Genomic DNA, 13911 nt, shown 5'->3' on the forward strand with positions numbered 1-13911 from the left:
GCGGCGTATGGCGCAACGGCAATTCCCTTTTTTATCTCCTCTCTTTATTCGTATACAAAAGTACCAGCAGGTGCTTTCACGGTTACTTTCTTTTGCGGCGCTGCTTCTACTCTTCCTACGATCTGTGCATCGATGTTAAAGCTTTTTGAAATAGCGATAATATCGGCCGCAATAGCTTCTGGTACATAGAGTTCCATACGGTGGCCCATGTTAAACACCTGGTACATTTCTTTCCAGGGCGTGCCGGATTGTTCCTGGATCAGGCTGAACAAAGGAGGTACCGGGAAAAGACTGTCCTTAATCACGTGCAGTTGTTCTATAAAATGCAGCACTTTTGTTTGTGCTCCACCGCTGCAATGTACCATCCCATGGATTTGCGGGCGGAATTGCTCCAATATTTTCTTGATAACCGGGGCATAGGTGCGGGTAGGTGATAACACCAGTTTACCGGCATCGATAGCGCCAAAACCGGGCACCTCTATTTTATCTGTCAATGACTTTTTACCACTGAATACCAGTTCAAAAGGAATATTCGGATCGAAGCTTTCCGGGTATTTTGTGGCAATGTCTTTATTAAATACATCATGACGGGCGCTGGTCAGACCATTACTACCCATACCACCGTTGTATTCCGTTTCGTAGGTAGCCTGTCCATAGGAAGCCAGCCCTACCACTACATCGCCGGCCTGGATACGGTCGTTGGAAATTACGTCTGCCCGTTTCATGCGGCAGGTAACGGTAGAATCTACGATGATGGTACGTACCAAGTCGCCTACATCGGCGGTTTCACCACCGGTAGAATAGATACTGATACCATGGTGGCGGAGTTCGGCCAGGATTTCTTCCGTGCCATTAATAATAGCGGCAATCACTTCACCGGGAAGCAGTTGCTTATTACGACCTATGGTAGACGACAGGAGAATGTTATCGGTAGCGCCTACGCAAAGCAGGTCGTCCATGTTCATAATAATTGCATCCTGGGCAATCCCTTTCCATACGCCCAGGTCGCCGGTTTCTTTCCAGTAAATGTAAGCCAGGGAAGATTTGGTGCCGGCGCCATCTGCATGCATGATATTGCAGTATGCCTCATCGCCCCCGAGGATATCGGGTACTATTTTGCAGAATGCTTTTGGGTATAAACCTTTATCAATGTTTTTAATGGCATTATGCACATCTTCTTTACCTGCTGAAACACCTCGCTTGGCGTAAATATTATTATCCACCGGGAAATAAATAAGTATGTAAATAAAAAATAATCTGAATTAAGATACTATTCAGGCTGCAAAAGTAACAGATTCCATGCAGAATGCCCGCCGAATGTGTTAGATTTGCACGGCGTTTTTGATAGTTATTGAATTATATGCAGGTTCACAGGGACTTAGACCACTTACCGGAATTCCGCAATGCTGTTATTACAATAGGCACTTTCGACGGAGTACATGCAGGACACCGCTTCATTATCCAGCAATTGGAGCAGGCGGCCAGGGATTGTGAGGGGGAAACCGTGATTATCACTTTCGACCCACATCCCAGGGAAGTATTGTTACCCCAACCAGGCAATATCCGCTTACTGACCACCTTACTGGAAAAAATTGCCTTATTGGAACACGCCGGTATCGATCACCTGGTAGTAGTTCCCTTCACCAGGTCATTTTCAGAAATGTCGGCCCGCAGTTACCTGGAAGACTTCCTGGTAGCGCGCTTTAAACCACATACCATTATCATTGGATACGACCACCGCTTTGGCCACAACCGGGAAGGCGGCCTGGAACTCCTGGAAGCTGAACAGCAGCAATATGGCTTTAAGCTGATAGAAATTCCGCAACAGGTAGTACATGATCTCACCGTTAGTTCTACCAAAATCCGGAGAAGCCTGCAGGAAGGCAATATCCGGCTGGCCAATGAACTGCTTTGCTATACCTATTTCCTGAACGGCAAAGTGGTACATGGCGATAAAATGGGCAGGCAGCTGGGGTATCCTACCGCCAACCTGCATCTCAACGATGAAAGGAAACTGATTCCCGCAGAGGGCATTTATGCGGTACAGGCCCAGTTGGGAGCACGTATATTCCCGGCAGTGATGAGTATTGGCTTCCGCCCTACTTTCAATGGCACCGACCTGCGACTGGAAGTGCACATTTTTGATTTCCACGAAGATATTTATGACCGGGAGCTCACGGTGTATTTTGTGGATTATATCCGTTCTAACCTGAAGTTTGATAATATTGATGCCTTGATAGTGCAGATGAACAAGGATTCAGAACAGGCCCGGGAAATATTGGCGACGCTTTAAAATTCTTCTCCCAGCAATTCTATTACTTCTTTTTTCTTCCTGGGATGGCGGAGCAGGCGGTAGCCGGTTTTGACCAGCCAGAAAATGATCAACAGCATTAATAATATTACCAGCCAGGATCCGACTGCGGTACCCCGGTTATAATCTCCAGCTTCGCCCGGAGCCGCATTGAATGCACTACTAAAACTTGCCGTATCGTCGAGGAATCCGATTTCTATCAGCACTAAAAACGCTGCCGCCAAAAAGCAGGCAACAGCCAATATAACTCTGACAGGAAATGACAAGTTGCTTGCTGGCAGTAAAGCCCAGTGTTTCTTGGCTGCTTTATGCAAGCGCCAGGCAGCCACAAAAAGTAATCCCGATACACCGAGGAAAATAGTGCCCGCAATACCAAAGCCTACCGCGGTAACGGCATCGAATGATTCATACAGCAAGCGGCTAATGAGCACACTCACGATGCTGGCAGTGAGCAACAATCCCAATAGCAGACAGATGACCGCCAATATTGTTTTCAATACAGCCTTTAAACGATGGGACATACAATATAGGTTATATAGCGATGATCACTATCAGCTCATCATTTTATACATTAATTCCTTCATCAGCTCTCCATCTTCTACCCCACTATCGTTAATGCCTATACTCCGCAGGTTATACTGATGCAACAGTAATATAGCTTTTTCGGTGCCATCGGGCCCATATTGCCTGGCTGCGTTCAGGTAATCTTTTACGAAGAAGGGATGTACGCCCAATGCGGCCGCTATTTCTTTTTCGCCTCCTTTTACACTGAATACCAGGTTTACTTTAGCAAAGAAATTATAGAGTGCCGGCAGGGTCATTTGGATGGGAGCAGCTTTGGGATTGGCGGCGAAATATGCGATAATCCGGAATACTTTGGCGGTATTCTTTTGCCCCAGCGCGTTTTGTAATTCAAATACGTTGTACTCTTTGCTGATCCCCACATATTTCTCGATATCGCTTTCATCAATTTTTTTCTGAGAGGGCAGGTTTACCAGCAGTTTATCGATTTCATTGGCAATACGGGACAAGTCGTTACCAATATGATCTACCAACAGGATGGCTGCCTTTTGGGAAATAGCCAGTCCCCGGCTGTTTACATAGGATTCGACCCAGGTGGGGAGCTGGTTATCATATAATTTTTTGGTAGACAGGAGTACGCCTTTTTCTTTTATAAGTTTGGCCATTTTACTGCGGCCATCGATTTTGCCTTGTTTATGTGCCACCACGAATATGGTGGATGTCAGGGGGTTATCGATATAAGCTTCCAGTTTGAGTAAATCGCGCATGGCCTGGGCTTCTTTCAACAATACCACCTGGCGTTCAGCAAACATTGGATACCGGCGACAGGCATTTATAACGGTGGTCCAATCCGTATCCTTTCCATAGAGCACAGTAAGGTTAAATCCCTGTTCCGATTCGGGCAACAATTCATGTTCAGCATATGCCGTTACCTGGTCGATAAAAAAATCTTCCTCTCCTTCCAGCCAGTAAAGTGATTTGAACTTGTGTTGTTTCCAATCTTTGATGATATCCTGGTAATCCATTTGCTTTAGTTGCTATTTTACGATCACTACGTTTTCGGGCGACAATGCCGGCAGGCGTTTAAACTTGAGCAGCAGCCGGGCCACAGCCAGTACATCTTTCTGACAATAGGCGGCAATGCGTTCCAGGTCTTTCTGCTCCCAATATACCTTTCCGACCATGCTGCCGTCTATATCGTCTTTTGGTGTTTCAATCCCCATAACGGCCGTGAGGAGTTTCAGGGAAATATAGTGCTTAAAGTCGCCAAACCGCCACAGTTGCAGGGTATCCAGCATGGGAACTTCCCAGGGTTTGAACCCGTGCAGCTGTAAAGGCTGGGGCAAAGATAACTGATGAATAACACTCCTCCTGCAAATAAAAGGAATATCAAATTCTTTGATGTTATGCCCGGCAAACTGGAAGCGGGGGTGTTTTGCATAGAATTTATTGATCAATTCTAAAAATCCGCTTAGTACAACTGCTTCATCGTCATTATAAAACGATTTCAGGCGTAACTGGTACTGATTATTTTCCACGCTGAAGAAGCCTACCGAAATGCAGACAATTTTCCCAAATTCGGCGTAGATGCCTGCCCGGTCGGCGTATGCTGTTTCCGGACTTGCGGATTCTGGCGCAGTTTTTGCAATTTTCTCACGCCACAGCTGTTGCATCTCATCCGATAGTTGTTCCATGGCGGATACAGCCGGCGTAGTTTCTATATCTAACAGTAGTAGCTGGTCTAACGCAATATTGGGAAGCACGATTGAAAAACTGTTTTATATCTGTTATTAATAAATAGGAATATAATAGCTATTTTTGAATGACGATTTTTAACCATATAACAATTAAACATAAAACTCACAATTTATGACGGAGAACACTTTTAACACCCCTGCACCGGGTTCACCCGGACCAGAAAAACCGAAAAGCCGCAATGGGCTAATTTACGGTATTTTAATTGCAGCATTGGCTGGTACCTGGATATATATGTTATACGACAAGAATAAATCCAGCGAGCAAATCGTACAAAAAAACACGCAGATAGATTCTATCTCTTCTTCCCGTGACGCTTTACAACAGGAATATAACGCAGCTAACGCGCGTCTGGATGACCTGATTTCTCAGAATACCCGGATGGATAGCCTTGTTAAAACAAAAGATAAGGAAATACAGGATATGAAAGCCAGGATCTCCAGCATCCTGTCTAACAAAAACGCTACACAGGCCCAACTGGCAGAAGCCCGTCGCCTGATCGAACAGCTGAAGAGCAATATCGAAGGCTATCAGCAAACTATTGAGCGACTCGAAGGTGAAAAGATCGTATTGGCAGGAGAAAGGGATGTAGCCCGTAAAGAGCGTGACTCTGTATCCACTGTAAAGGATAGTCTTAACAAGAAAGTGGATCTGGGTTCTGTATTACACGCTTCCAACATCAAATTGCAACCGGTACATGTAAAACACAATGGCAAGGAAATAGAAACCACTAAAGCCAAACGTGCCGACATGATGCGTGTTACTTTTGACCTGGATGACAACCGTATTGCTCCTAGCGGCGACAAAGAAATCTTTGTAGCGATTACCGCACCTGATGGTTCACCACTGGCAGTAGAAGCACTGGGATCCGGTCGTTTCACCCTGGAAGACGGTACCGAAAAACTGTATACCGCCAAGAAAACAGTGGCTTATGTTACCGGTCAGAAACAATCTGTAAGCATGGATTGGAAACAAAATTCTGATTTCAAACCAGGCGACTACGCAGTAGAAATCTATCACAATGGTTACAAAATAGGCCAGGGTAAAGTTACCCTCAGAAAAGGTGGCCTGTTTTAAACTTATCCACTACCAGTTATCTTATTCAGTTAAGAGTAAATGCCCAGGGCGCTGTTAGCCTCCTGGGCATTTACTTTTAACCATGTTTTCAGGGTATGTTATATTTTTTTACGGTTGTTCGCCTGATAGCTTTTTAGCTTATATTTACGTAGATACTATTCCATTTTTCTTTATTGTTGCTCCTTTTCACCGTCGAATAACTTTCTCCTTGATGTTTTTTTCACTTATCTAATTTGTTAATGATTAGTTATTGACAAAAAGATATATATAAAAATAAAATTAAATTAACGTTCTTTGCTTTCATAATTAGCCGGAGGCCACTGAGTTCCCAGACCAATGCTTGAGAAGAAGAATGTGACAGGGCAGATAAAACCTGCCAGTATTAACCCATGTTTCACAATATACCGTGACTGTTTGCAGTAGTTGAAAATATGCTGTAATTGTTCATCAGGTATGTTTCCCGGCATGGCACCCTATGTAGTGTAATTCTTCCTTCAACATCGTCTTTCTGTGCGCCTTTTGTTATTAACGGAAAAGATCAGAAGCCCAATTAAAATTGAAGCATGGAAGACATGAATAAAATAGTGTACGTCGTAGATGATGATGAAATTTTTCATTTCATTATCAAAAAGATGTTGGGGGAGCAAAGCGATCTGGTAGTTACTTCTTTTCTTTGTGCAGAAGAAGCCCTGGAGCAGCTTTCCAACAACCCTCCCTCCACTCTACCCTCCCTTATTATTCTTGATATGAATATGCAGCGAATGAATGGATGGGATTTTATTGAAGCTTACAGAGGTCTGAAAACCTCCCTCAAAAATAACATTCCGATTATCATGTGCTCCTCCTCTGTAGATGTCCGGGACATGCAGAAAGTACAACATACGCCGGAGCTGATGGCGTATATCACCAAGCCACTGGATAAGAATAAACTGAAAGTAATAGAAGAATATTTATAGGCCAGCATAACGCTGTAAAAAGAAATGACCAGAGCGGATATTACTCCCTTCTCTGGTCATTTTATTTATAGCTATTTCTATGACTTAGGCCAATACTGCATTGCTGTACATTTCTTCACGCAATGCTTTTACGCGCTCATCTGCCAGGTATTCATCGAAGGTCATCAGGCGATCGATGATGCCTTTAGGAGTGAGTTCGATGATGCGGTTAGCTACCGACTGCATGAAGGTATGGTCATGCGTAGTAAACAGCACGATACCTTTATAGTTGATCATGCTTTCGTTGAAAGACTGGATAGATTCCAGGTCCAGGTGGTTGGTTGGTTCATCCAGGATCAACACGTTGGGGTCCTGCAGCATCATGCGGCTGGTCATGCAACGTACTTTTTCACCACCGCTCAAAACGGAAGTTTTCTTCATAATCTCATCTCCACCAAACAACATCTTACCCAGGAATCCGCGCAGGAACGGTTCATCCACATCGGTTATATGAGCCGGCACGTACTGGCGTAACCAATCCATCAGGTTCAGGTCCTTATTGGTGAAAAACGCGGCGTTATCGTTGGGCAGGTAAGCGCTGGTAACGGTAGTCCCCCATTCAAACTTGCCACTATCAGGCTGTGCTTCGTTGTTGATAATTTCAAAGAAGGTAGTCAGCGCCAGGTGATCTTTAGACAGGAAGGCAATTTTATCCCCCTTATTAACAGAGAAAGTTACATCTGTAAAGAGCTTGCGGCCATCTACCAATTTTTCCAGTTTCTCTACGTTCAGGATCTGGTTACCTACTTCACGCTGTTGCTTGAAGATGATACCAGGATATTTACGGTTGGAAGGCTGGATATCTTCGATTACCAGTTTCTCCAGGGCCTTCTTACGGGAAGTAGCCTGCTTACTTTTAGAAGCGTTGGCGCTAAAGCGGGCAATAAAGTCCATGAGGTCTTTACGCTTATCTTCCATCTTCTTGTTCTTATCCGCAATCTGGCGGGCCATCAACTGGGAAGACTCATACCAGAAAGTATAGTTACCGCTGAAGATCTGGATCTTGGCGCGATCCACATCGGCTACGTGCGTACAAACCGCATCGAGGAAGTGACGGTCGTGCGATACCACAATCACAATATTTTCGTAGTCAGCCAGGAAATTTTCCAGCCAGCCAATGGTTTCTACATCGAGGTCATTCGTGGGCTCATCGAGCAACAGGATATCGGGGTTACCAAACAGGGCCTGCGCCAGCAAAACGCGCACCTTCATGCTACCGGCAATATCTTTCATCAGCATTTGCTGCATATCCTCTCTTACACCCAGGTCGCTCAACAGTACTCCTGCATCGCTTTCTGCGGTATAACCACCCATTTCTCCATATTCGGCTTCCAGTTCCCCCGCACGCATACCATCTTCCTCGGTAAAATCTTCTTTGGCATAGATAGCATCCCTTTCATGGGCTATCTCCCAAAGCTTCTTATTACCCATCAATACGGTATTCAGCACAGTCACCTCGTCAAATCCAAAGTGGTTCTGGGAGAGCACACTCATACGCTCTCCGGGAGTAATTTCCACAGTACCTTTATTCGGTTCTATTTCACCGGACAATATCTTCAGAAAAGTAGACTTCCCTGCTCCATTGGCCCCAATCACACCATAACAGTTCCCTTTTGTGAAATTGAGGTTTACTTCGTCAAACAATACTCTCTTTCCAAAAGAGAGCGTTACGTTTTTAACACTGATCATGCTGGCTATGTAAATTTTGAAGCTGCAAAGGTACAGATTTTATGCCGGCTTTCCAAGCAGGATCAGCCTCTTACCTGTAAAGTATACCATCTTGATAATCATGTATTTCTCTATTTTTTGAATCCTAAACCCCTCCTGGCCGTTCTGCTATTTCATGATTATTTAATGTATGGGGGTAGCCACCTCACTTCTTGATAATCAATTTCATAATACATACTTTATCTGTACATATAGTCATTCGTGCGTATCTTTATCCCATAAACACATTTATCGCATGACTGCATATAACCAGATATTTGAGAATAACAGGCGTTGGGTAGCTACCAAGCTGGCTACAGATGCCGAGTTCTTCGAAAAAATGGCCGATACACAAACTCCTGATTACTTGTACATTGGTTGCAGCGACAGCCGCGTTCCTACCAATGAAATTATGGGCCTGGAAGCAGGGGAAGTATTTGTACATCGCAACATCGCCAATCTGGTTCCCAACACCGATCTTAATGTGATGGGTGTTATCAATTACGCGGTGGTACACCTGCAGGTAAAACACATCATTGTGTGCGGGCACTACAACTGCGGAGGCGTAAAAGCTGCCATGCAAGCAAAAGACCTGGGCATCCTCAATCCCTGGTTGCGGAATATCCGCGATGTATACCGCCTGCATATGGACGAACTCAACGCCATCGCTGGTGAACACGACCGTTATAACCGCCTGGTAGAGCTCAACACACAAGAGCAGTGCATTAACGTAATAAAAACCGCTGCTGTACAAAAATCATATGTAGCCAGGGGTTATCCTACTGTACACGGCTGGGTATACGACCTGAAAAATGGTGCCCTGAAAGACCTGGAGATCGACTTTGAAGGCGTATTACATGAAATTCAAAAGATTTACGACTTAACAGGTTCCGGCCTGATGCAAAAAGACAACGAATAATCATGGGTCCTATCGGCATATTCGATTCCGGCTACGGCGGCTTAACGGTGCTCAAAGAAATCGTAGCAGAACTTCCGGATTATGATTACATCTACCTGGGAGATAATGCCCGCGCGCCCTATGGCAACCGCGGTTTTGATACTATACACGCCTATACGCTGGAATGCGTACAACAGTTGTTCAACATGGGGTGCCCCCTGGTGATACTGGCCTGCAATACAGCATCAGCAAAAGCCTTACGCACCATCCAGCAAAAAGACCTTCCCAACATAGCTCCCGACAACCGCGTGCTGGGCGTTATTCGTCCTACTACAGAAATGGTAGGCACGATCACGCAAACTGGGGAAGTGGGTATACTCGCGACCAACGGTACCGTTAATTCCGAATCTTACCCGATAGAAATTCACAAGTTCTTTCCACATGTGAAAACCTATCAGCTGGCCTGCCCCATGTGGGTGCCGCTGATTGAAAATGACGAGCATGAAAGTGAAGGAGCAGATTATTTCGTGAAAGAATACCTGGGCAAGATACTGTCGCTTTCTTCAGATATTGATACGTTGGTATTGGGTTGTACGCATTACCCGTTGCTGATGAAAAAAATTAAACAGTTTTTGCCGGGGGGCGTCACGGTATTATCGCAGGGAAAGATTGTGGCACATAGCCTGAAAGATTACCTGAAACGGCATCCTGAGATGGAAAGCCGCCTGCAAAAAGGCCAGCATCGCACCTTCTACACCACCGATGATCCGGCCATTTTCGATAAAATGGCGGAAATATTTTTCGGTAAAAGCGTTACGTCCAAGAAGTTAGTGTTATAAAAAAACCGGGGAGATGAATTACTCAAGAATTATTCATCTCCCCGGTTGTGATTATTTTCCTTCCAACTTTAATAGAAAAGCATATTCCAGCGCCACTTCTTCCAATGCCTTAAAGCGCCCGGAAGCCCCACCGTGACCGGCTTCCATATTGGTATGCAGGAGTAACAGGTGATGGTCTGTTTTCATTTCCCTTAATTTAGCGACCCATTTAGCCGGCTCCCAGTATTGTACTTGCGAATCATGCAACCCGGTAGTGACCAGCATATTAGGGTAGGCAGTATGCGCTACATTATCATAAGGAGAATATGATTTCATGTAGTCATAAGCGTCTTTATTCTTGGGATTACCCCACTCGTCAAATTCACCGGTGGTCAATGGAATGCTTTCATCCAGCATGGTGGTTACCACATCTACAAACGGCACCTGGGCAACAATACCATTGAATAAGGCAGGCGCCATATTGGCTACAGCTCCCATCAATAAGCCACCAGCACTACCGCCCATAGCGTATAGATGCGCAGAATCGGTATAGTGTTGCTGTACCAGATAATTGGCGCAGGCGATAAAATCGGTGAAAGTGTTTTTCTTCTTCATCATTTTGCCGTCTTCATACCATTGCCTTCCCATTTCCTGTCCACCACGTACATGGGCTACTGCGAAAGCAAACCCTCTGTCCAGTAAACTCAACAGATCACCATCGAAAGAAGCATTTAAACTATGTCCGTATGAACCATAGCCATAGAGCAATAGCGGACTTCTGCCGTTTTTCTCAAAAGTTTTCTTATACACAATCGAGATCGGGATCTTAGTACCATCAGTAGCGGTGGCAAACAATCTTTCGGAAGCATAGTCTTTAGGATCATAACCACCCAATACTTCCTGCTGGCGTTTCAATTCACTTTTACCGGTTTCCATGTTGTAGTCATACACCGAGTTAGGCGTGATCATGGAGGTATAATGATAGCGCAGTTCTTTACTATCCATTTCCGGGTTATTGCCTACCGATGCAGTATAAGCGGCTTCTGAAAATGCCAGGTATTTATCCGTATGGGTTTTATCATTGATGATCCGGATTTGCGTGAGCCCACCTTTCCGCTCTTCCAGTACTGTGAAATCTTTGAACAACTCCACTCCTTCCAGCAATACATCCGTGCGATGGGGAATAAGTTCTTTCCAATTCTGCCTGGAAGTCTTGTCCAGTGAGGTTTCCATCAGGCGGAAGTTAAGTGCGTCCCAATTGGTAACAATGTAAAATTTATCATCGCGATGATCGATGGTGTAGAGCATGTCTTTTTCACGAGGCTGGAAAACGTGGAAAGCGTCATTGGGCTTATCGGCATCCAGTATCCTGCTTTCGGAGGAAAGGGTGCTTTCACTGTTGATAACAATATATTTTCCGGACTTGGTTTTGGATATTGTTACATCATACGTTTCATCGGCTTCATGATATATTTCCTTGTCGGTGGCTGTTCCCAGGGTATGGCGCATGATACGGTCAGCCCGGAGGGTAACGGTATCTTTGCGGGCATAGAACAAGGTTTTATTATCGTTGGCCCAGCAGCTGGTGGCGGTTGTTTCGGTAATCACATCGGGCAACAATTCATTTGTTTCCAGGTTTTTGATGTGAATTGTATAGCGCCTGCGGCTTACGGTATCAATACCGTAAGCCAGCAGTTTAGCATCAGTGCTTACGCTTAGTCCGCCTACATGGCAATAGGCATGTCCGGCGGCCAGTTCATTTACATTGAGTATGATCTGTTCCGTAGCTTCCAGGCTGCCTTTTTTACGGCAGTAAACAGGATACTCCTTCCCTTGTTCAAAGCGGGTATAATAGTAATAACCGTTTTTGAGATAAGGTACGCTCATATCTGTTTCCTTGATGCGGGATTTCATTTCATCGAAGAGTTTTTCCCGCAGTTTCTTTTCCGGCGCCAGGATGGTGTCGAGGTATGCATTTTCCGCTTTCAGCCACGATATTACTTTCGGGTCTTCGCGGTCGTTCATCCAGTAATAATTGTCGGTGCGTTTGTCGCCGTGGATACTGAGTTCTTTCGCTATCTTTTCTGCCACAGGAGGTTTGATGTCTGCCTGATCATTCATAGTATGTTTCTTTTCATTACAAGACAAAAGTACTGTTCCCAAAAGCAACAAAAAATTACCCTGGAAGTTTTTAAACATAGGTGGTGATTTAATAGTATAGTTAAATGTAATAAAGAATTACAAATTACGCATTCTCTTTATACTATTTTCATCGTCACTGGGTCCCAGTTCATGATCTTTTTACTGAAATAGCTTTCATTGGTGAGCAATGCAGGGCCTGCGGCCCGGAGACCGAACACCGCGTCTTCCACCACGGGTTTGCCGGTACGCATAGATTCGAAGAAGTTGGTAAAATGCTCCAGGCGGTCGTCGTATCCTTTTGGGGCGGCGTAGGCGCTGGAGGTTTCGATGGCTTCTCCTTTGTTGCCGGCATATTTGGCGTTATAATTTTTCACAAACAGGTCCTGCTGCGCTTTGGGGAAGGTGTTATAGGTATCCCATCCGCCATAGCCGGGAGCTTCGGGGAGTTTATGTTTCTTGATTTTAAAATCGTTCCAGCCTAGTTCCAGTACGCCATCTGTACCAATCAGGCGGGTGTATTCACCGCCACCGCTGCCATCGGCGAAGTTTACGCGGAGTGTCATCTGGAAGGCCGGATGTTCTTTGGTTTCAGGGTAGTTGAAGATGGCCACTACTGTATCTGGTACATCTCTGCCGTCTTTCCATTGTACCAGGTTGCCGCTGGCATAGATGGAGGAAGGACCGAGGGAACCGGTAATGAAATGCAGGCCGGAAATGAGGTGTACGAATAGATCGCCGGGGATACCGGTTCCATAGGCCTGGTAATTGCGCCAGCGGAAGAAGCGCACCGGGTCGAAAGGCATTTTGGCGGTGTCTTTCAGGAAGGTGTCGAAGTCTATTGTAGCCGGTGAAGCGTCCGGTGGAATGGAATATTGCCAGGCGCCGAGCGCACTGTGGCGGTCCATCCGGGCTTCCACTACATTAAGTTGACCTATTTCGCCGGCCTGGTAACGTTTACGGGCCTCCGCTAATGCGATGCTGCTTACCCGCTGGCTGCCTACCTGGAATACCGCTTTGGTGCGCTGTTGTGCTGCAATTACTTTATGTCCTTCTTCAATCTGTTGTACCATGGGCTTTTCGCAGTAAACTGCTTTCCCCGCTTCCATGGCGGCGATGGCGATAGTATCGTGCCAATGGTCGGGCGTAGCCACAATCACGGCGTCAATATCTTTCCGTTTCAGGATTTCGCGGTAATCGCGGGTGGTGTATACCTGGGGACCGAATTCTTCTTTAATACGGGTAAGGTGGCCATCATAAAGATCGGCAGCGGCTACAAATTCTACTCCCGGCACTTTAATAGCAGTGTGTACATCTCCAAAGCCCATGATACCCATGCCTACGCAGGCGATGCGTATTTTATCGTTGGCGGCTATTCTTTTTTCAGGTTGCAGCAGGTGTACGGTTTCCTGTTCTTTGGCCATGGCGGCCAGCTGGCCTATACCAAGCAGTGCTGCAGTACTGCCTATGTGCTTGATAAACTTTCTGCGTGATTGTTCTGACATATGCTTTTATTTAATAGGGTGACGTGGAAAAAACACATGATAATAAAAAAATTTAGAAAGTTAAATTTCAAATTATGAACGAACAATGAGCGGGATGAATGAAGAATCGGTGACAAGAATATAACAGTTGTAAAACGAGAAAACCGTCTCTGTTAAGTAGAGACGGCTTTCTTTATAACTTGTT

12 protein-coding genes are annotated in these 13911 nt (G+C 45.3%); 5 read left to right on the forward strand and 7 right to left on the reverse strand.

Annotation, left to right across the window (positions count from 1 at the left end; genetic code table 11):
- Positions 1-44: 44 nt before the first annotated feature.
- Complete coding sequence (locus FHW36_RS21790; protein WP_145671955.1) at positions 45-1223, reverse strand: AIR synthase related protein; 1179 nt, start codon at positions 1221-1223, stop codon at positions 45-47.
- Positions 1224-1360: 137 nt separating this feature from the next.
- Here FHW36_RS21790 and FHW36_RS21795 point away from each other — a divergent pair, with 137 nt between their 5' ends.
- Positions 1361-2293, forward strand: a complete 933-nt coding sequence (locus FHW36_RS21795) for a bifunctional riboflavin kinase/FAD synthetase (protein ID WP_145671957.1) — start codon at positions 1361-1363, stop codon at positions 2291-2293.
- Here the strand turns inward: FHW36_RS21795 and FHW36_RS21800 are convergent.
- From FHW36_RS21800 to FHW36_RS21810, 3 genes are read right to left on the reverse strand one after another with little or no spacing between them, the layout of a single operon-like run.
- On the reverse strand, positions 2290-2832 hold the full coding sequence (locus FHW36_RS21800; protein ID WP_145671959.1) for a hypothetical protein: 543 nt from the start codon (positions 2830-2832) through the stop codon (positions 2290-2292). The two genes, FHW36_RS21795 and FHW36_RS21800, sit on opposite strands and share 4 nt — an antisense overlap.
- Before the next feature lie 30 nt (positions 2833-2862).
- Positions 2863-3858: a DNA polymerase III subunit delta gene (holA, locus tag FHW36_RS21805; protein WP_145671964.1), complete on the reverse strand. Its 996-nt coding sequence runs from the start codon at positions 3856-3858 to the stop codon at positions 2863-2865.
- 12 nt (positions 3859-3870) lie between these two features.
- Positions 3871-4596 (reverse strand): ribonuclease H-like domain-containing protein, encoded by a 726-nt coding sequence (locus FHW36_RS21810; protein ID WP_145671966.1) that lies wholly within the window; start codon positions 4594-4596, stop codon positions 3871-3873.
- Positions 4597-4702: 106 nt separating this feature from the next.
- Between FHW36_RS21810 and FHW36_RS21815 the strand changes: the two genes are divergently transcribed.
- Both FHW36_RS21815 and FHW36_RS21820 read left to right on the forward strand, forming a co-directional pair.
- On the forward strand, positions 4703-5665 hold the full coding sequence (locus tag FHW36_RS21815) for a hypothetical protein (RefSeq protein ID WP_145671968.1): 963 nt from the start codon (positions 4703-4705) through the stop codon (positions 5663-5665).
- A 563-nt stretch (positions 5666-6228) separates the two neighbouring features.
- The gene (locus FHW36_RS21820) at positions 6229-6621 is read left to right on the forward strand and encodes a response regulator (RefSeq protein ID WP_145671970.1); all 393 of its coding nucleotides are present in this window, start codon (positions 6229-6231) and stop codon (positions 6619-6621) included.
- 84 nt (positions 6622-6705) lie between these two features.
- On the opposite strand, the gene FHW36_RS21825 is transcribed toward FHW36_RS21820, so the two are convergent.
- Positions 6706-8349: an ABC-F family ATP-binding cassette domain-containing protein gene (locus FHW36_RS21825; protein ID WP_145671972.1), complete on the reverse strand. Its 1644-nt coding sequence runs from the start codon at positions 8347-8349 to the stop codon at positions 6706-6708.
- 274 nt (positions 8350-8623) lie between these two features.
- Here FHW36_RS21825 and FHW36_RS21830 point away from each other — a divergent pair, with 274 nt between their 5' ends.
- The gene (locus FHW36_RS21830; RefSeq protein ID WP_145671974.1) at positions 8624-9286 is read left to right on the forward strand and encodes a carbonic anhydrase; all 663 of its coding nucleotides are present in this window, start codon (positions 8624-8626) and stop codon (positions 9284-9286) included.
- A gap of 2 nt (positions 9287-9288) precedes the next feature.
- Positions 9289-10104 carry a glutamate racemase gene (gene murI / locus FHW36_RS21835; protein ID WP_145671976.1) on the forward strand — a complete coding sequence of 272 codons (816 nt, stop codon included), beginning with the start codon at positions 9289-9291 and terminating at the stop codon, positions 10102-10104.
- Between the two features lie 51 nt (positions 10105-10155).
- Here the strand turns inward: murI and FHW36_RS21840 are convergent, their stop codons facing one another.
- Both FHW36_RS21840 and FHW36_RS21845 read right to left on the reverse strand, forming a co-directional pair.
- The gene (locus FHW36_RS21840) at positions 10156-12204 is read right to left on the reverse strand and encodes a S9 family peptidase (protein WP_246121209.1); all 2049 of its coding nucleotides are present in this window, start codon (positions 12202-12204) and stop codon (positions 10156-10158) included.
- A 137-nt stretch (positions 12205-12341) separates the two neighbouring features.
- On the reverse strand, positions 12342-13727 hold the full coding sequence (locus FHW36_RS21845) for a Gfo/Idh/MocA family protein (RefSeq protein WP_145671981.1): 1386 nt from the start codon (positions 13725-13727) through the stop codon (positions 12342-12344).
- Positions 13728-13911 lie beyond the last annotated feature (184 nt).

This window comes from Chitinophaga polysaccharea, assembly GCF_007829335.1.
In the GTDB taxonomy this organism is placed as follows: domain Bacteria; phylum Bacteroidota; class Bacteroidia; order Chitinophagales; family Chitinophagaceae; genus Chitinophaga; species Chitinophaga polysaccharea_B.